16 protein-coding genes are annotated in these 19,311 nt (G+C 61.8%); 4 read left to right on the forward strand and 12 right to left on the reverse strand.

Annotation, left to right across the window (positions count from 1 at the left end; all coding sequences use genetic code 11):
* Positions 1–247: 247 nt before the first annotated feature.
* A complete protein-coding gene (locus AAAX36_RS04850) occupies positions 248–1,303 on the reverse strand; it encodes a serine hydrolase (protein ID WP_349074332.1) in 1,056 nt (351 codons plus the stop codon).
* A 201-nt stretch (positions 1,304–1,504) separates the two neighbouring features.
* Between AAAX36_RS04850 and AAAX36_RS04855 the strand changes: the two genes are divergently transcribed.
* Complete coding sequence (locus tag AAAX36_RS04855; protein WP_349074333.1) at positions 1,505–2,551, forward strand: zinc ribbon domain-containing protein; 1,047 nt, start codon at positions 1,505–1,507, stop codon at positions 2,549–2,551.
* Between the two features lie 151 nt (positions 2,552–2,702).
* Here the strand turns inward: AAAX36_RS04855 and AAAX36_RS04860 are convergent, their stop codons facing one another.
* From AAAX36_RS04860 to AAAX36_RS04890, 7 genes are all read right to left on the reverse strand, one after another.
* Positions 2,703–5,315, reverse strand: a complete 2,613-nt coding sequence (locus AAAX36_RS04860; RefSeq protein ID WP_349074336.1) for a DNA topoisomerase I — start codon at positions 5,313–5,315, stop codon at positions 2,703–2,705.
* A gap of 54 nt (positions 5,316–5,369) precedes the next feature.
* A complete protein-coding gene (hypB, locus tag AAAX36_RS04865; RefSeq protein WP_055310413.1) occupies positions 5,370–6,053 on the reverse strand; it encodes a hydrogenase nickel incorporation protein HypB in 684 nt (227 codons plus the stop codon).
* A gap of 55 nt (positions 6,054–6,108) precedes the next feature.
* Complete coding sequence (hypA, locus tag AAAX36_RS04870; RefSeq protein WP_055310412.1) at positions 6,109–6,465, reverse strand: hydrogenase maturation nickel metallochaperone HypA; 357 nt, start codon at positions 6,463–6,465, stop codon at positions 6,109–6,111.
* Between the two features lie 6 nt (positions 6,466–6,471).
* A complete protein-coding gene (gene tatC, locus AAAX36_RS04875) occupies positions 6,472–7,263 on the reverse strand; it encodes a twin-arginine translocase subunit TatC (protein ID WP_055285525.1) in 792 nt (263 codons plus the stop codon).
* Positions 7,263–7,823: a twin-arginine translocase TatA/TatE family subunit gene (locus AAAX36_RS04880; protein ID WP_349074339.1), complete on the reverse strand. Its 561-nt coding sequence runs from the start codon at positions 7,821–7,823 to the stop codon at positions 7,263–7,265. Before AAAX36_RS04880 ends, tatC begins: the two co-directional genes overlap by 1 nt.
* Before the next feature lie 153 nt (positions 7,824–7,976).
* Positions 7,977–8,291 carry an STAS domain-containing protein gene (locus tag AAAX36_RS04885; RefSeq protein WP_117769921.1) on the reverse strand — a complete coding sequence of 105 codons (315 nt, stop codon included), beginning with the start codon at positions 8,289–8,291 and terminating at the stop codon, positions 7,977–7,979.
* 66 nt (positions 8,292–8,357) lie between these two features.
* Entirely contained in the window at positions 8,358–9,662 is a 1,305-nt protein-coding gene (locus tag AAAX36_RS04890) for an aminotransferase class I/II-fold pyridoxal phosphate-dependent enzyme (protein ID WP_022093863.1), read from the reverse strand.
* Positions 9,663–9,812: 150 nt separating this feature from the next.
* Between AAAX36_RS04890 and AAAX36_RS04895 the strand changes: the two genes are divergently transcribed.
* The gene (locus AAAX36_RS04895; protein ID WP_349074341.1) at positions 9,813–10,067 is read left to right on the forward strand and encodes a hypothetical protein; all 255 of its coding nucleotides are present in this window, start codon (positions 9,813–9,815) and stop codon (positions 10,065–10,067) included.
* 86 nt (positions 10,068–10,153) lie between these two features.
* Here AAAX36_RS04895 and nhaA read toward each other — a convergent pair whose 3' ends face one another.
* The 3 genes from nhaA to AAAX36_RS04910 all read right to left on the reverse strand — a co-directional run bounded on the left by nhaA (position 10,154) and on the right by AAAX36_RS04910 (position 13,824).
* Positions 10,154–11,512, reverse strand: a complete 1,359-nt coding sequence (gene nhaA / locus AAAX36_RS04900; RefSeq protein ID WP_349074344.1) for a Na+/H+ antiporter NhaA — start codon at positions 11,510–11,512, stop codon at positions 10,154–10,156.
* A 268-nt stretch (positions 11,513–11,780) separates the two neighbouring features.
* Positions 11,781–12,704, reverse strand: coding sequence for a manganese-dependent inorganic pyrophosphatase (locus tag AAAX36_RS04905; protein ID WP_349074345.1), 924 nt, complete (start codon positions 12,702–12,704; stop codon positions 11,781–11,783).
* Positions 12,705–12,870: 166 nt separating this feature from the next.
* A complete protein-coding gene (locus tag AAAX36_RS04910) occupies positions 12,871–13,824 on the reverse strand; it encodes an ROK family protein (protein WP_230320274.1) in 954 nt (317 codons plus the stop codon).
* A 337-nt stretch (positions 13,825–14,161) separates the two neighbouring features.
* Here AAAX36_RS04910 and AAAX36_RS04915 point away from each other — a divergent pair, with 337 nt between their 5' ends.
* Positions 14,162–14,881: a GntR family transcriptional regulator gene (locus AAAX36_RS04915; RefSeq protein ID WP_349074347.1), complete on the forward strand. Its 720-nt coding sequence runs from the start codon at positions 14,162–14,164 to the stop codon at positions 14,879–14,881.
* A 68-nt stretch (positions 14,882–14,949) separates the two neighbouring features.
* The gene (locus AAAX36_RS04920) at positions 14,950–15,888 is read left to right on the forward strand and encodes a type I phosphomannose isomerase catalytic subunit (RefSeq protein WP_349074349.1); all 939 of its coding nucleotides are present in this window, start codon (positions 14,950–14,952) and stop codon (positions 15,886–15,888) included.
* A gap of 386 nt (positions 15,889–16,274) precedes the next feature.
* Here the strand turns inward: AAAX36_RS04920 and AAAX36_RS04925 are convergent, their stop codons facing one another.
* On the reverse strand, positions 16,275–19,175 hold the full coding sequence (locus tag AAAX36_RS04925; protein ID WP_349074352.1) for a UvrD-helicase domain-containing protein: 2,901 nt from the start codon (positions 19,173–19,175) through the stop codon (positions 16,275–16,277).
* Between the last annotated feature and the right edge of the window lie 136 nt (positions 19,176–19,311).

The following is a 19,311-nucleotide window of genomic DNA, read 5'->3' on the forward strand; positions in this document are numbered from 1 at the left end:
GCATCCCCTTCCCACAAGGCGCGAAAGTGCAAGTTATAGCAACCAAGCCATGATACCCCAGCGTCCGGCGCACCCCAAATCCCACCTAGTCATTGGGGACGTTCTTAAATGACTAGGCGACAGTTAGGGACGTTCCTAAAGTGCCGGCCGAAAAGGAACGTCCCTAACTGTCAACCCTCTAAGTTGCGGTGAAATAGGGACTAAATACGCCTTCTAGCAGCAAATACAATCCCTATTTCACCGCAAGTTAGGAGTGGGCGCGAGCGTAGATGGCGAAGGAAATGTCGCGCTCGAGGGCTAGGGCCTGTTCGCGTTCGAGGTCTTGGGTGAGGATTGCCAGCACGTAAGGGCGCTCGGCGTAGACGATTGCGACATCGTGCTGAGCATTCGTCAGGCTGCCCGTTTTGTGCGCGACCAAAACGCCGCCGGGAACGCCCTCGACAATACCGCGCGTGTCCTCCTGCGCCAGCAGATATCCGCGCGCTCGATCGCACAGCCCGGGCGTCGCGATTGTCCCCGCCGCCAGCCGCTGCAACACGGCCGCAGCATCACGGGCGCTCGTATAGTTCTCGCGACCTTGTGCCTGGGCCTCGGCGTCCATCATCAAACGAGCGAGCACGGTCTGGGTCAGCCCCAATGCGGCACACGTTTCGTTGACCGTATCCATGCCAAGCCTGCCGATAACAAGGTTCGCTGCCACGTTATCGCTCTGGGCGATCATGGCGCACAGCAGCTCGTCAATACTGTACGACACACCCGCGCCGCGCGACTGAATGTTACCGCTGCCACCCACGATATCCTGTTGCGTTACCGTTATCTGCTCGTCGAGGGACAGCTCGCCCGCCGTCACGGCCTCGAGCGCACAAGCGAGAATGGGAAGCTTGATGATGCTTGCCGCCGCACGTCGCGCGTCCGGCGCCACAGCGACTTCACCATCGAGCGACGCGAACGTTTGAGAATCAAGCGCCACAGCATAGACCGAGGCAGACCCACCATACGGCTCGACAAGGGCTTCGACATCTTGCTGAAGGCCGGCAATCCAAGAAGCCCAGGCGACAGCTTCCGTCTTTTGAGCGGACGCATGATTCGCTTTTTGTTTGACAGGGACAGCGGAGCCCTCAGCCTCGTTGCGGCGCGCGGCACAACCGCCGAGACTCATCACCGAGGCAAGCGCTCCGGTCAACATCCCGGCACAAAACACCCGACGCGAGCAATCGCGCGCAGCGAGGGGCGCATCCCCCGGCGGGAACTGGAACGCCTCCACGTTATCGCCGCCACCCCGACCTTGCTCGCCGCAGTACACAGACTCACTCCCCACCATCGCATTCTACCGAGCCGTCGATAAACGGCCGCGCCGGACACCCAGCACGCCGCACTCATTGTGACGCATGCGACAGGGCTTGCGCGGCACGATCATCCTCGCATAACCAGTTGGGCCGGAGCGGCCCAACCGCACCTGAACCACCTTATAATCTAGCCAACACATCGAATGGAAGGAACCATCATGCCCCGGTTTTGCACCCATTGTGGCAAGCTTCTGAAAGACGACGAGCGCTTCTGCACCAACTGCGGAACGCCGGCAACCGATGATGGCCAGGCCTCTCAGTCGCAAGAGGATGCGCAGGCAGCCGAACATGCCGCTGCGTCCGATGCCGCCTTCGACACCGCCGCGACCACGGTTCAGCCTGCGCAGCAGCCCACGGCGACTCAGCCCCAGCAGGCGGACATGACCGTGCAGTCCGCTCATCAGCCAGCGCCCGCTCCCCAGCCGGAAGTTGGCGCGACGCAGCAATGGGCGACACCAGCCGGCTCCGCGCCGCAGCAGCCCATACCGACCGCCGCTCCGCAGGCCGGTGCTCCCGCCGCGCCCAAAAACAACAACGCCCTGCTCATCGGCATCATCGCCGCGCTAATCGTCGTGATTATCGCGCTCGTCGTGTTCTTTATGATCAAGCCTTTCGACAAGGGCGCCGATGATACCGAGGGCACGACGATCGAGAAGGTCAAGATCGACCACGATAATGACGATGCGTCCGTCAAGGGCGACCCCAACAAGCTTGACAATGATGATGACGATGACGTCCACGATGCCGCCACCATCAGCGAGCAGAACGTCTACGACCAGCTGAGCTCCTACTACAGCAGGCTCTCCGATCTTGATCAGCAGGTTCGCGACTGCGCCACCACGTTTAACACGTACTATCTCAAGGATGACCGAAGCTCGCGTCAGTCGGCCAGCGATGCCGCCGAGGCGCTCGAGGATCAGATCGGCGACCTCAAGGACGAGGTCGAGGACCTGGATGTTCCCATCGACTCGCAGAACTACAGCTCGTGGAAAGATATCATCACGCTCTACGACGACTTGGAGAATCGCATTGACGTCATTTGCGATGCCTGGGAGATCAGCCTTGAATACTCCAGCCCCGCCAACCACAAGGACGAGATCGTGGCGCCGCTGGCGCGCGACAACGTAGCGGGCACCAACGACAACAAATACCGTCTGGACTTTGAGGACCGCTACCCCGGCGCCGCACCCGTCGAGGTGAAATAATCCCAACAACTGATCAAAACTTGCGGTGAAATAGGGATTGATTAGGCCTTTTGCCAGCAAAAACAGTCCCTATTTCACCGCAACTTAGAAGTGGGGCCGGGCGCGCATTTGCATTTGCGCGCCCGGCCCCGCCGTGTCTATATGTGCTCGGTTACTTGTCGGCAGCAGTCTTTTTGGTAGTCGACTTCTTGGCCGTCGTCTTTTTGGCGGCCGTCTTCTTGGCCGCCGTGGCCTTCTTTGCCACCGTCGTCTTCTTTCCCGCCGTCGTCTTCTTCGCCGTGCTCGCCTTGGTCGCAGTCTTACGGCCGCGGGCGGGCCTCTTCTCCTTGGTCGGGCAGTCCATGTTGACGCAGATGCGCCACGGGCCGCGCGCCGTGTTGACCACCACGATGGGGGCGCCGCACTCGGGGCAGGTCTCGCCCGTCGCCTCGAGCTTACCGCGCGCCGGCAGTGGATAGCTCACGCCGCAGTCGTCGTAGTTGGTGCAGCGGATAAAGCGCTTGCCGCTCTTTTCGCTCTTGTGCGCGATTAGGTCGCCATGGCGTCCCGCCTCGGCGCACACCTTGCACTCGCCCACCTTAAGGTCGGGCTCGTAGTTGGTGGGGCACGTGGGGTTCACGCAAATCTCGAAGGCCTTCTGGCGGAACGGCTGGCACTTAATGCGCGGCGCGCCGCACTCGGGGCACACGGCCGCCTCACCCTCGAGCGGGCTGACCTTGACGCCGCTCGGCACCGGATAGGTCACGTCGCAGTCGGGCCAGCCCATGCAGCCGATAAAGCTGCCGCGGGTCTTGGCGCTCGTCTTCATAACCAGGTCCTTGCCGCACTTGGGGCAGGCGCCCACGCGCGCATCGGCCGTGACGGCGTCGCTGATGGCGTCGCCCAGCTCCTGTGTGTGCTTGAGCAGCTCGTCGAGCACGCCAGCCAGCAGCGCGCGCGAGTGCGTCACGACATGCTCTTCGGTATCCTCGCCGCGCTCCACACGGGTCATATCGCCATCGAGCTCGCTGGTCATATCGGGGCTCGTGATGCGCGGGGCAAACTGCGTCAGCGCGTCGATGATGGCGATGCCTAGCTGGCTCGGCTCAACGGGATCATTTTTGAGATAGCGCACGGCGTACAGACGCTCGATGATGCTCGCGCGCGTGGACTTGGTACCCAGGCCGCGCTTTTCCATCTCCTGAACGAGCTTGCCCTGGCTATAGCGCGCGGGCGGCTCGGTCTGCTTGGCCTCGAGCTTAATGTCGAACACGTCGACCGTATCGCCCTGCTCCAGCGGCGGCATCTGCTCGTCGCGCTTAAGGCCGTACGGATAGGCCTCGCGGAAGCCAGGGGTCACGAGCACGTCGCCCGAGGCCACGAACGGCTCGCCGTTGACGTCGAGCTCGAGCTTGGTGTTCTCGATGGTCGCGGGACCCATAAGCGTTGCCAGGAAGCGACGGGCGATGAGATCGTAGAGCTTGCGCTGACCGCCATCGAGCGTGGACGGATCGCCCTCGCCCGTGGGATAGATAGGCGGGTGGTCGGTGGTCTCGACCTTGCCGCGCGTGGGCTTCATGGGACCGGCGAGCACCTTTTTGCACACGGGCGCCAGCGCCGGGTTGATCTTTGCCAGGTCGCTCACCACGGCGCCCAGATCGAGCGTCGCAGGGTACACGGTATTGTCGACACGCGGGTAGCTGATGAGACCGGCCATGTAGAGGGACTCGGCGATGCGCATCGTACGCGCAGGCGAGATACCCTCGGCCGCGGCGGCAGCCTGCAGCGAGGTGGTCGCAAACGGCGTGGGCGGCTGTTGCTTGCGCGAGCGCTTGGTCACCGCGGCAACGGTCGCCGTCGCGACGCCGTCGACATGGCCGTACGCCGTCTCGGCAGCATCCTTGTCGGTAAAACGCGCCGTCTTGTGCGCGATCTTAAAGCGGTCGTCCTCGGCAGCGCCCTGCGCGGCACCCATGCCGCGAATCTGCCAATAGTCCTCGGGCACAAACGCCATGCGCTCGCGCTCGCGCTCAACCACCAGGGCGAGCGTCGGCGTCTGCACGCGGCCGGCAGAGCGCACGTTACCAAAGCCACCGAACTTGGCGAGCGTCAGATAGCGCGTGAGCACCGCGCCCCAGATGAGGTCGATGTGCTGACGGCTCTCGCCGGCGTCGGCCAGATTCTGGTCGAGCGTGACGAGGTTATCGAAGGCCTGCGTGATCTCGGCCTTGGTAAACGAAGAGTACTGGGCGCGGGCGACCGGCAAGTCCGGCGCAACCTCGCGCACCTTGTTGAGAGCATCCGAGCCAATCAGCTCGCCCTCGCGGTCGAAGTCCGTGGCGATGATGACGCTGTCAGACTTCTTGGCAAGGTTCTTGAGCGAGCGAATGAGCTCCTTCTCGGCCGGTAGCTTAATGACGGGCGCCCAGGTGAGGTAAGGCAGGCTCTCGAGTTTCCAGCCCTTGATTGAGATGCCATCGGCAAGAAACGGCTTGCGCTTGGTGTCGTAGGGCGGACGCGCCAGGCCATCGGGTATGTCGGCCGGCAGCATCTCGCCGTCCTCGGTGACCGAATACCAGCCCAGCTTTTTATCGAACAGCACGCTGTCGCAAAAATCGGGCGCAAGGATGTGACCGGCAAGACCGATCGTCACGCACTCCTCGCCCTTCCACTCAAAACGGTAGATGGCGGTGTTGTACACCTTGTCCTTTTTGGGCTTGCCCGTGGACAGCCGCTCGGCGATCTGACGCGCGGCGTCGTTTTTCTCGGCGATGATGAGCTTCAAAAGAGGCTCCTATCTCGTATCTCTGCGGCTACGCCCGCCCGTATGGCGGCCGACTTACGCCCTTGCTTGCTCAATCTGCCCGATGAGCCAATCACACCAGGCATCCATGCCCTCGCCCTTGCGCGCGCTCACGGCAAACCGCGGCGCCTGCGGATTGAGGTCATCGAGTGTCTTAGTATACCTATCCATGTCAAAATCGAAAGCCGGAGCCACGTCGACCTTGTTGAGCAGCTGCGCGCCGGCGTGTTGGAAGATGCCCGGGTACTTGATAGGCTTGTCGTCGCCCTCGGGCACCGAAAGAATCATGATGGACAGGTTCTCGCCCAGGTCAAAGTCGACTGGGCAGACCAGGTTACCCACGTTTTCGATAAAGATGACGTCGATGTTTTGAAGGCCCACCGCCTGGTCGAACGCGTCGACGGCCTCCATGATCATGTTGCCCTCGAGATGGCACAGGCCGCCCGTATTGATCTGGATGGCGGGCATGCCGGCTTCCTTCATGGTGATGGCGTCGACGTCCGAGGCGATATCGCCCTCGATGACGGCGCAACGCAGGCCGGCCTTGTCGCGTAGGCGCTCGTTGGTGCCCAAAATCGTGGTGGTCTTACCCGAGCCGGGGCTCGACAGCACATTGATCACATAGGTGTTTGTCTCTTTAAATCGCTGACGCAGCTGATCTGCCAGACGCTCATTGCGCGACAGAATCGGCGACGCGATATCAATCGTTTTCTCGGCCATACTCGGCACTCCTTACTTTGGCCCCTTTATACCCCATCACCAGATGGCTAGCGGGCTAATCGTCGGGGGTTTCGATTTCGATACTTGCGATGTCGAGCTCGCGACCGTGCAGCAGGCGCACGTTGGCGCCGCCACACTGGGGACAACGACAATGAAAGCGATCATGCTCGAAAACCTCGCCGCAATCCAGGCACTCGCTTTGCGGATGGACTTCCTTCACGGCAAGCTCGCAGCCTTGCGTGAGCGGATCCTCGTCGCGAAACGTCTCCCACGCAAAGTCGAGCGCCTCGCGCACGACTTCGGTCATATCCCCGATACGCAGCGTTACCAAAACGGCGCGCGAGGCCCCCGCCCCACGCGCCGCGCGAATCACTGTATCGAGTATGCCGTTGACAATGCCAACCTCGTGCATACCGATTTACTCCTCGTCGTCCTCATCGTCCGAGAACAGGTCCAGACGGCTCACAAACAGGCCCTCCTTGCCCTCGCGCGCGGTAATGACCACACGGGCAATGGCAAGCGAAATCTCGTAGAGCGAGAGCAGGGCGCCGTACATAAGGCCCAGGGTGACGGGCGAGCCGTCGGGCGTGATCACAGCCGAACCCACGAGCAGGCCTACGTACACGTAGCGCCAGGCGCTGCGGAAGGCCGCGTAGGACACGATGTGGAAAACGGACAGGTAGAAGATGATGAGCGGCAGCTCAAACGCCACACCAAAGCCGATCATAAAGAGCAGCTCCATGTTGACGTAGTTCTCCAGGTCGGGCAGCGCCGTAGCGACGGCCGAGGTCTCGCCGATGAGCCACTCAAAGCCCGCGGGAATGATGATGAAGTAGCAAAAGATTGCGCCCAGGAAGAACAGCACCGTCGAGGCGAGCACCGTGGGCACGACCCACTTGCGCTCGTTGGGGCGAAGCGCCGGCAGGAAAAACGCCAGAATCTGCCAGATAATCATGGGCGTGCACATGACCACGGCCATCTTGATGGCCAGCGAGAAGCGCAAGCCAAAGCCGCCGAGTGTGGTGGTGATGTAGAACTTGCCATCCGGCACAAAGGAGCGGATGGGGTCTTCCAGGATGTCGAGCACCACGGGCGTGGCGAAATACAACACGATAGCTGCGGCAAACACCGAGACGACCACGATGGTCAGGCGGCGACGGAGCTCTCCCAGGTGATCGAAGAGCGGCATACGCGCAGGTCCGATAGGCATTACTCATCGCCTCCCTTCGGGGCAGCGGCGGCAGCGGCGTCGTCCTCGGCCTCGAGCTCGCGGGCGAGCTGGTCGACGACGGCCTTGCGCTTGCGGGGGCGACGGGCATAGAGATCAGCCGTCGTGGGCTCTGCCGGCTCCGGCTCGGGCTCTGCAGCAGGCTCGGGCTCGGGCTCGACGGCGGTATCGGCAGCAGCGGCAGGCTCGGCGCCCTCGCCCTCAGCAGCACCCTCGCTCGCAGCCTTCTCGGCGGCAAGGCGGGCACGGCGCTCGGCAAAAGTCTCCTTCTTTGCGGGCGCAGCCGTCTCGACGGCACCCTCGTCCGCATCGGAATCGTCATCGACGGCAGCCTTCTTGGGCTTGACCGGGGCCGACGCGGCCTCGCTTACCGGATCGATAATCTCGGACTGAACAACGGCCGTCATCTTTTCCTGCGTCTCGCGGAACTGACGGATGGCACGGCCGATTGTGCGGCCCATCTGCGGGAGCTTATCCGGGCCAAACAGCAAAAAGCCGAAGACCACGATGATCGCGAGCTCACCCTCTCCAATACCAAACACACATACCTCCAAGGCTCGATGTGAGTCGAGCCCGCACCGCGCCATTCGGCCGGAACTCGTCTATTCATTCGGTCAAGTATAGCGCCCGGACGCCAAAACGTCCGAGCGCATCACAAACATATGCCAAACGGCACGCCCTTTTGGGGGCAAAGATTATGCTGCGGTGATCGAAATCTCCTGGTCGACACCCAACAGCTGAACCACGCGCATCACCTGGGGCTGCACATTGGTGCAGCTAAAGCGCTTGCCGTGGTCGACCGCGTGGTGCGCGGCGCCCACGAGCACGCCAATGCCCGTCGAATCGATGTAGCTCACCTGGGCAAAATCGAGCTCAACGGCCTCAGTGGGCTGCTCGAGCGCCAGGTCGATAGCATTGCGCAGGCTATCGGCGTTAGAGATATCGATCTCGCCGGTTACCTTAATGGTGTAGATCTCCGGCGTGGGGTTGGTGGAAATACCCAAATCCATGTATACGCTCCTTTACGTATCGAAAGTGCGGATAGTACTGGGCGCGGACTTGCGGGGCCCTAGGCGTTAGGCGCGCTCGGCACGAGCAAGCTCGGCAGCGACAAGCTTAACGGCCAGCACCAGCACGTCGAGCGCGGCCTCCAGGTCCTCGACCGTGGGATAGCTCGGCGCAATACGGATGTTGGTATCGCGCGGATCCTTGCCATAGGGCCAGGTGGCACCGGCCGGCGTGAGCTTGACGCCCAGGTCGGCGCAAAGCGCGGCGACCTTCTGGGCCGAGCCCTCGGGACCATCGAAGCTTACAAAGTAGCCGCCGCGGGGGTGCGTCCAGGTGGCACAGCCCGTATCGCCCAGGCCCTCGGTGAGCTTGCGCTCAACGGCCTCAAAGCGCGGACGCAGGAACTCGGCATGCTTTTTCATGTGCTCCTTGACCGCCTCGATGGTGGGAAGGAAGCGCACGTGGCGCAGCTGGTTGAGCTTGTCGGCGCTGATGAGGCCGGCCTTCAGGCGCTTGGAGAACTCGGCGATGACCGCGGGGCTCGCACCGATGAAGCCGATGCCGGCGCCCGGGAAGGTAATCTTGGACGTCGAGGCAAAAGCCACCACGCGGTCCTCGGTGCCCGCCGCGCGAGCGAGGTCGAAGATATTGGCGAGCTCGTCGGTCTCGTCGTACAGGTCGTGCACGCAGTAGGCGTTGTCCCAGAAGATGCGGAAATCGGGCGCGGCCGTGGGCATCTCGACCAGGCGACGCACGGTGTCCTCGCTAAAGGTGATGCCCGTGGGGTTGGAATACTTGGGCACGCACCAGATGCCCTTGATGGAGTCGTCGGCGGCAACCAGACGCTCGACCTCGTCCATGTCGGGGCCGTTGTCGGTCATCGCGACGGGGACATTCTCGATACCCAGGTCGGCGGTGATGCCAAAGTGACGGTCGTAGCCGGGAACAGGGCACAGGAACTTGACTTTCTTGCCGTCGTGCGCGGCCTCGTAAGCCTCCCAAGGCTCGCTGCCGCACGAACCGCAGCGCCAAAACATGCCGGCGATATCGTGCTCGATCAGAAGGCTCGACGAACCCAGTACGAGCGTCTGCTCGGCAGGGCAACCCAGGAACTCCCCCGCCAGCTTGCGTGCCGAGGGAATGCCCTCAAAGCAACCGTAGTTTGAGCAGTCGACGTTGCCGTCGTGCAGATCGGCATCGGCATTGAGGATATCGAGCATGGGTCGAGAGATGTCCACCTGGGAGGGCGACGGCTTGCCGCGGGCCATGTCGAGCGCCAGGCCCTTGGCCTTGACCTCGGCGACCTCGGCTTTGAGCGCCTCGATGGCGGCATCGAGTTCGGTGGTTTCCATCTTCTGGTAGATCGTCTGCATGGGGTGCGACCTTTCGCGGAGCGGTACGTTGCAGTTCGTCTAAGTATAGACCGCCACCGCCACAACGTTATGAAGCCGTGATAGATTAAGTCCATCGCAATAAATTACGAATCGCCGCGCATGCCGGCGTGGGGCGCCCAAGGAGGCACTATGGAGTACGGATCGTTCCAGGCCGAGGAATTCGGCGACCTGCAGCGCCTGGTCGACGGACTGTTTTACGACCGCCACGCCATCGACCGCCTGGATCTGATCGTGCAGGCCGAAATCTTAGACCTGGCACCCGACCTCATGGAAATCGTCAACCTGCTACCGCCCGGCTATTACAACCGCCAGTCACTTTGCGACCAGCTCAACTCCGCCTTGGCCGCCCACGGCTGGGGCGCCGTCTACGGAACGGTGGAATAAACCTAGTCATTTAAGAACGTCCCCATTGACTAAAACGCCGCTTGTGATGGTGTTCACAGGCGGCGTTTTCAAACTTGTATGTGCTTTTACTCGCCCTTGGGCGCGGGGTGTTTGCAGACCACGCTCATGTAGATCATGCCGAGCACGGCAGCGGTGACCGAACCGGCAAGGATGGCGGCCTTGGCAGCCAGAACCTCGAACTGGGCCGTCGGGAAGGCAAGGCCGCTGATGAGAATCGACATGGTAAAGCCAATGCCGCCCAGAATGCCCACGCCGGCGATCATGTGCCAGTTAACGTTGTGCGGCAGCTCGGAGATCTTGAGCTTAACCAGGGCAAACGTCATGCCAAAGATACCGATGGGCTTGCCCAGCAGCATGCCAAAGTACACGCCGAGCGTCACCGGATCGGTCAGCAGCGTGCTCATGTCCACGCCCACCAGGCGAACCTGCGCGTTCACAAACGCAAAGATGGGCAGGATCACAAAGTTGACCGGCGTGGAGATCAGACGCTCCATGCGCATGAGCGGCGGGGTCACGCGGTGCATGACGCGCTCGACCCTGGTGGTCGAGACGGTAAAGTCGTGCTGGCCCAAGATGTGTGTCTCGTCGTCGTAGCGGTCGTCGAGCAACGGCAGGCACTCACCCAGCCACTCGGTAAGGCTATCGAGCTTAACGCCGCACTTGGCCGGGATAGTAAAGGCCAGGATGACGCCGGCAAGCGTGGCATGTACGCCGCTCTTGAACATGCAGAACCACAGCAGCAGACCCAGCAACGTATACGGCGCAAGACGGTAGTGCTGCGTCTTGTTGAGCCACACGAGCGCGCAGGTCACAAGCGCGGCGGCGCCCAACCAAAACGGATTGGGGCTCTGACCGTAGAAGATGGCGATGGCGGCGATGGAGATCAGGTCGTCGGCAATGGCGAGCGTCGAGAAGAACACGCGCACGCCGTTGGGCACGCGGTTGCCCAAAAGCGACAGCACGCCCAGCGCAAAGGCAATATCGGTTGCCATGGGGATGGCCCAACCGTTGTGGGCGCCGGCATGGTTAAAGATTAGGTAGATGCAGGCGGGAACGACGACGCCGCCCACGGCCGCCAGCATGGGGAGCATGGCCTGACGCGGATTCTTGAGCTCGCCGACCGTCATCTCGTACTTAAGCTCAATACCCACCAACAAAAAGAAAATCGCCATGAGGAAGTCATTGACGAAAAGCTCGACGGTGAGGCCGGCCGTAAGGTTGCCCAGCCCCACATACAGCGGGGTCTCCAAAAAGTGATGGATGGCCTCGTAGGCATCGGTGTTGGCACAGATAACGGCGGCGATGGCAGCGATCACCATGACGGCGGCGGAAATCGTGCCGTTCTCGGCGATGCGCTCCCAGATATCGTGACGCTCAAAGCGCTTGCGCTCACGAACGTTGAACAGCTGCTCGGTTGCTGCCATGGGCGGCTCCTTTCACGGGATGGCTCCCGTCTTAAAAAAGCACGGCCCGCCCAAGTGGCGGCGCCGCGCTCTAACGTATTACGCTTGCATCTAGCCTACCCTGCACGACAAGCGCGCAGGCGCGGCCGAAAAGCGGAACCACAGGTTGAACATTATTTGCTCAACGGCACGGGCACGCCTGTCCAAGAGACGATGCGGCGCCGTGCACAAAAAAACGACCGGAGCGCGGGGCGTCCGCGATCCGGTCGTGGCGTTTGGTCAACTAAACCTAGCAGGCGGCCATGATGGGGGCAGCGACCTGCTTCTTACGGGAGAGGACACCCGGCATCCAGACGCCGTCGTGCTCGTCGGCAATGCCCAGGCCCTTCTGAGCGGCCTCGGTCTCGCCCTCGAGCAGGACCTGCGAGCCCTCCTCCATGATGTCGGTGATGCACAGGACAATGCCGTCAGCACCCTTCTCGGCGGCGTAGGCGCGCATGGCCTCGCGAATCTCGTCGATCATGCCGAGCGCGCGGCTCTTGTCGACGGTCTCGTACTGGCCGATGAGCAGCTTCTTGCCGGCGGGCTCGAACATCTTGATGTCGTTGCCGACCATCTCGGCTGCGGTGAAGGAGCCGGACGGACGGGTGAGGAAGACCTCCATGCCAAACTTGACCGGGTCGACGCCCACCTGCTCGCCGAGCTTGGCGGCGACGGTGCGGTCGACAGCGGTGGTGGTGGGGCTCTTGAGCATGAGCGTGTCGGTCATCATGGCCGAGAGCAGCAGCTTGGCCTGGACGTCGGAAAGCTCAACGCCGAGCACGTCGGCGAGCTTGGTGACGATGGTGCAGCTGGAGCCCCAGGGCAGGCAGATGTAGTGCAGCGGGCCGGCGGTCTCGAAGTCGCCGATGCGGTGATGGTCGACGACACCAAAGACCGTGGCGTCCTTAAGGCCGGCGACGGACTGGGCGGACTCGTTGTGGTCGGTGAGGACGACGAGCTGACCGGCCTCGACGGACTCGATCACGCGGGGCTCGGCGATGCCGGCGTCGGCGAGCAGCTTGGCGGACTCTGCCGGAAGCTGACCAAGGGCGCAGGCCTCGTAGGTGTTGCCGGCATACTCAACCTGGTTGAGCAGCTGGGACAGGACGACGGCGCTCATGATGGCGTCGTTATCGGGGTTCTGGTGACCAAAGACAAGAACGTTTGCCATGGATATCCTCCACTTGATATGTGTACTTGGACGTAGCTATGGTAGCACGCCGATGCCGAGCCTTCGCAGACGGAAGGGCCACGGCATATTTTGGGGTAGGCACGGGGGCCAAGGCTGTCCCTTTTACACCATGTTGGTGCAAAGTAACCTGACCCCCTTGCACCAGCTATTTACCGGCGGCGCGCAGGGCTACGTAGGCGGCACCGATGATGCCGGCATCGTTGCCGAGCGAAGCGACCTTAATGGGCGTCTCGCGTGAGGCGGAAAGCGCGTAGCGCTGGAAGTGCTCGCGGACCTTGTCGAGGTAGACATCGGCCGAAGCGGACGCGCCGCCACCGATCAGGAACATCTCGGGGTCAACCACGTTGGCAATAAGCGCCAGGGCACGGCCGAGGTAGTCGGCCATGGTATCGGCAGCTGCCAGCGCAAGCTTGTCACCCTCGCGGCAGGCCTGGAACACGTCCTTGGAATCAGAAGGCCCGGTGAGCTCGATGGGCTCGACGCCCGCTTTCTTGCACTCAGCAAGGTAGTTGCTCACCACACCGGTGGCGCTGGAATACTGCTCCAGATGGCCATGGCCGCCACAGCCGCAGGTGCGCTCCTCAGCCGGGTTCAGGCACATGTGGCCAATCTCACCGCCAGCACCCACAACGCCCGACACTACGTCGCCGTTGACGATAACGCCGCCGCCCACGCCGGTACCGATGGTGACCATCACCACGTTCTGCACGCCCTTGGCAGAACCGAGCCAGGCCTCGCCCATGGCAGCGGCGTTGGCGTCGTTCTCGTACTTAACGACCGCGTCGGGGCAGTGCTTTTGAATGGCGATCCTCAGCTCGGGCAGGTTAATGGCAATGTTGGCCTTGACCTTGGCATCGCCCGATGCCGGGATGGGACACGGAACGGCCAGGCCAATGCCCGCCACAAAGGCACGCGGAATCTGTGCCTTGGCGACCACCTGGTCGATAGCCTCGGTCACCGCGGCAAAGCCCGCAGCGTCAACGATAGGAGGCGTGGGCACGCTGGCCTTGGCAAGCAGGTTGCCGTCCTCGTCGAACAGGCCCTCCTTAACCGAAGTGCCGCCGACGTCAATGCCGATGTAGTACTGCTTAGGTTCCATGGGAGCCCACCTTTCTCGTTTAAACATTGCCTGTATGGTACCGCTCCCAAGGCAAAAACCTACCAAAAAGGGACAGGTTTGTTTTGGCAGGTTATATCTGGGGAAACGCAGAGCACGAGATTCGGTTCGCTGGCCGCTATATCGGTTCGGTCCTGTCCTCGGACCGATCATTCCTCAACACGACACTACTCAGATGTTTATCATTTAAAACGCTCTGATTTTACAAGCGGGGCGTCTTTTGATTTTATCTTTCTCGAACTTTTCAATAACTCAATAGAGATACTTAGGCGTTGACTATACTTTCTTTTATTCTCAATCAAGTTGGAAAGGAGGTTCCTTGACTCCCAAATACGAGGCGATAGCTGCAGATATTCGTCGAAGTATCGAGGATGGCGCTCTTAAACCGGGCGATAAGCTTCCCACCGTCGTTGAGTTCTGCGAGCTCTATAGCGTTTCCAAAATCACCGTCAAACGAGCTATCGAGCGAATCACCGAGGAAGGTCTTATTACCAGCCGTCGTGGATCGGGTACCTACGTTAAGGACACGGCGGGGCTTCCCGGCCAGGCGTTTTTTCAGGGCAAAAACGACCGTGCCCAGGGTTTTTCGTATGAGCACCGCGGGGAGAAGGTGACCTCGGTGGTCTACGATTTCTCGATCGTTAATCCACCAGCGGACATCGCAGCCCAGCTGGGAATTGCCGAGGATGACTTTGCCTATCACGTCGTGCGCGTGCGTCAGGCCGATGAGAAGCCCATCGTTATCGAGTACACCTACATGCCCCTCGAGCTGATTCCAGGCCTTAAAAAGAAGGACCTGTACGGATCGCTCTACCGCTTCATCCGCGAGCAATGTGGGCTGAAGATTTCGAGCTTTCACCGTACCATTCGCGCCGTGGCAGCAACCGAGGAAGAAGCTGAGCGCCTGGATACCAAACCCGGCTCTCCCTTGCTCGAGCTCACCCAGATTGGCTTCTTGGATAGCGGCGCCGCCTTTGAGTATTCGGTCTCGCGCAACGTTGGCGACCGCTTTGAGTTGTACAACGTAACGTTGGCATAGGTTTTTGTAGTCATGCGGGCGCTCGTTTTGAGCAGTTTTACGCGGCGCCCACGCAGCACAATGGGAGTATGAACATGTCCGATTTGATTAAACTGACGCCGATCTTCCACGAGAAGATCTGGGGCGGCCGTCAACTCGAAACCGTATTTGGTTACGACATTCCCGAGGGTCCCATCGGTGAGTGTTGGGCCATCTCGGCCCACCCCAACGGTGACTGCCAGATTGCGGAGGGCCCGTATGCAGGCCACACGCTGTCGTGGCTGTGGGCCGAGCACCGCGAGCTCTTTGGCAACTGCGAGGGTAAGGAGTTCCCGCTGCTCATTAAGATTCTGGACGCCAAGGACGACCTTTCGATCCAGATTCATCCCAACGACGAGTACGCCGCCAAGCACGAGAACGGCAGTCTGGGCAAAACCGAGTGCTGGTATGTGCTGGATTGCGAGCCCGGCGCCACAATCATCGTCGGCCAGCGCGCGCATGACCGCGCCGAGGCCGCGCAGATGATCGAGGACGGCCGCTGGGACGACATGCTCAACGTACTGCCGATCCACAAGGGCGACTTTTTCCAGATTGATTCCGGTACCGTGCACGCCATCAAGACCGGCACGCTCATTTTGGAGACGCAGCAGTCGAGCGACGTGACGTATCGCCTGTACGACTACGACCGTCCCGGCACCGACGGCAAGCTGCGCCCCCTGCACATTGAGCAGAGCCTCGATTGCATCGATTTTGACGTTCAGGCACCGATCGACGGCACGGTGACCGCGCCCGAGGTGGACGGCGTGACCGAGCTCGAGTCTAACTCCTGCTACACCGTCGATCGCGTGCGCGTCGACGGCAGCAAGACCCTCGACCAGCGTTGGCCCTTCATGTGCCTATCGGTCATCGACGGCGAAGGCACCGTCTGCGGCGACCCCGTCCACAAGGGAAGCCACCTGCTGGCACCCAGCACCGTCAGTTCCATCGACCTCGAAGGCAAGATGGAACTGATCATCAGCCACCTCTAGGTCGCACCAACAACCCAAACGCAACAAGGGGCTCCCCCGTTCTTCAACGGGGGAGCCCCTACTCATATCTATTAATCTATCAGCCCACCCGGCTCTCCAGACCAAAAAGCGAACGAGCAAAGCGACGTTCGTCCAGCAACGTTACCCAAGGACCTGGGCGGGCGTATAGGGCAACATCGATCGCGAGTTCCGCACGCAAAGGAGAGCACTTAATGTGCTCTCCGTCTTGCGCAGGACTGCCCAAGCAGGCGATGTTGCCCCATACGCCCGCCTAGCTGGATGTACGGGTTTTCCAGGTGCGGCAGATCGGCCTGAAAGAGGAGGGCATAGACCTTGAGGTCATGCCCGACGATTGAAGGCCGAGGTGCCGTGCCTGGGAAAGCCGCCTAGGTCAGTTTCACTATAGGTGCGAAGCCCTTCATAAGCTTTTTGGTCTGGCCGGTCTTTTCGAATTGGACCTCGATCATGTCTCCAGCGACCGAGATCACGGTACCCGTGCCAAAGGTCTTGTGGCTCACGGTATCGCCCGCGGCAAAGTCCTGCGATGCGCTGGCGCGATCGACCTTGCGCTCCACCGTCGGGGACACCTTGGACGAGGGCTTTTTGGCTCGCGGCGCGCCCGAGCCAAAGGTCGAGGCAACACGGCCGGCATCGGGCGAAACCCCACGATGGCGCTCGGTCCCGTAGCTGCTGCCGCCAAAGAAATCGTCAAAGCTCGATCCGCCGCGCGAACCGGAACCGCCGGTCGAGCGCGTATGCGAGCCAAACACCTTGCCGCCATACATGTCCGAGCCCATGCCCGAGCCAAAGGTGCCGTGACGGTCGCCGCGCTTCTCCCAGCCCGTGCCCTCAAAACCGGCAGAGCCGATACCGCTAAACTCGATATCCTCAAACGGAATCTCGTTGAGGAAGCGCGAGCGCGGGTTGGCAGAGGTCGAACCGTAGGTGCGACGTGTGGCCGCATAGGTCAAGAACAGTCGCTTACGGGCACGCGTGATGGCAACGTAGGCCAGGCGACGCTCTTCCTCGAGCTTGCCCGGATCGTCGCTGCCGCCAAAGTCGTGCACGTGCGGGAAGATGCCCTCCTCCATGCCGGCAACGAAGACCGCAGGGAACTCCAGGCCCTTGGCGGAGTGGATAGTCATCATGGTAATGGCATGCGTCTCGCCGGCAAGAGAATCCAGGTCGGAACGCAGGGCCAGCCACTCCATGAGGGCGGGCAGCGCCTTGCAGGTAAGCGGGCCATAGGTGCGCTCAATCTCGTCGGCATGCACGGCACCCGCGGGCAGCTCCGTCGGCGCGGCATAGGCATTGCCCGCGATGGCGGCAGCCAGAGCATCCTGCGGAGAAAGCGCCGGGGCCGCCAGGCTATCGAGCGGATTGGAACCCGCGGCATCACGCGCGCCAACGAGCGCCTCAAACGAGGATGCCGGGGCAGACGGCCCCGGTTCAGGCGCAGGCGCGCTCACCACGACGGGCTCGGACTCGGCGCCGGCCGGTACATCGGCAACGCCAGCCGCGCGCAGCTCTTCCAAGCTCTCGAGCGTACCCTCGATATCCTCGTGCGTCTCTTCAAATTCGGCAGCAACGCCCAAGAATTCCTGAATGTTCTCGGCGCGGCTCTCAGACTCCATGGTGCCCTCGGCGCGGAACGCCTGCAGCAGGCCCGTTTTGTCGACAATCATCTCGACGACGTCCTTGAGCTCGCCGTCCATGCGACGGCCCTCGCGCACCAGCGCCACAAAACTCGACAGGCCGTTACGCACCTTGGCGCTAAACATGCCCGTCTCGGCCGTCGCGATCTCGCAGGCCTGGAAGAACGAGCAGCGGTTATCGCGCGCCAGCTGCTCAATCTTTTGGATCGAGGTGGAGCCGATACCGCGTCGCGGCGTATTGATGACACGCTTGACGCTCATCTCATCTGCCGGGTTCACAATCATCTTGAGGTAGGCCATGACGTCGCGGATCTCGGCGCGGTCGAAGAATCGCGTGCCGCCCACGATCTTGTAGGGTACGCCCGCGCGCAGGAACATATCTTCGAGAATACGCGACTGGGCGTTGGTGCGGTAGAACACGGCGATGTCGTCGTAGCTTGTGCCCTTGGAGTGCAGCTTTTCGATCTCGCCGGCAATCCAGCGGCCCTCATCGCGCTCATCGCTCGCCTGGAAGGCCTGGATCTTCTCGCCGTCGCCCTCGGCCGTAAACAGGCGTTTGTCCTTGCGCTGCGAGTTGTGGCGCACCACGGCGTTGGCGGCGCTCAGGATATGACCCGTGGAGCGGTAGTTCTGCTCCAGCTTGACGGTCTTGCAGTCTTTAAAGTCCTTCTCAAAGTCCAGGATATTGGTGATGTCGGCACCACGCCAGCTATAAATGGACTGGTCGTCGTCGCCCACAACCATGAGGTTTTGGTACTTGGCGGCCAGCAGGTTGGCGATCTCGTACTGGACGTGGTTGGTGTCCTGATACTCGTCGACGCTAATGTAGCGGAAGCGCTCCTGGTACTTGTCGAGCACCTCGGGGCGGGTGCGCAGCAGCTCGAGCGTGCGCACGAGCAGGTCGTCGAAGTCCATCGCGTTGGCGGCGCGCAGGCGGCGCTCCAGCTCCAGATAGACCTGCGCAGCCTTTTTGTCATTAGGGCTGTCGGCGGATTTGAGCATGTCCTCGGGCCCGATCATGGCGTTTTTAGCCGAGCTGATCTTGCTGCGGATCATGTTGATGGGGAACTGCTTTTGCTCAATGCCGAGCGTCTGCATAATGTCGCGCACCATGCGCTTTGAGTCGTCATCGTCGTAGATGGTGAACTGCCCGGTGTAGCCCAGCAGGTCGGCGTCCTCGCGCAGCATGCGCACGCACATGGCGTGGAAGGTGCACACCCACATGCCGCGAGTGCCACTGGGGATGAGCGCTGCCAGACGCTCGCGCATCTCGGCCGCGGCCTTGTTGGTAAACGTGATGGCAAGAACCTGCCAAGGCTTAACGCCCAGGTCGCCAAGCATGTGCGCGATGCGGAAGGTCAGGACGCGGGTCTTGCCCGAGCCGGCGCCGGCAAGAACCAGCAGCGGGCCCTCGGTGGTCAGGACCGCCTCGCGCTGGGCGGGGTTCAGGCTATCGATATCGACGAGCGGCTTGGCAGGTTTGGGTGCCGGAGCCGGGGCGTCGTAGATGTCGAGCGGAACGAGCTCGGGTTCCGGCGCGGCGGGGGCGGTGTACGCATCGAGCGGCACGGGTTCCGGCGCGGGCGGCACGGGTACCGCAGTGTTCTTTTCCCAGGGCAGGGGCTGGGTCATGGGCGACTCCTCATCTGACGGACGGCGCGCCTGCGGGCAGCGCCATAGTTTGAGCCGTACCAGTATACCGAGCCGTGCGGACACCGACGCAAATCACACCACGACTCCGTGCGCCGCCGTCAGGCCCGCCCCGGCC

This window comes from Collinsella sp. CLA-ER-H10, from assembly GCF_040092475.1.
Classification (GTDB): domain Bacteria; phylum Actinomycetota; class Coriobacteriia; order Coriobacteriales; family Coriobacteriaceae; genus Collinsella.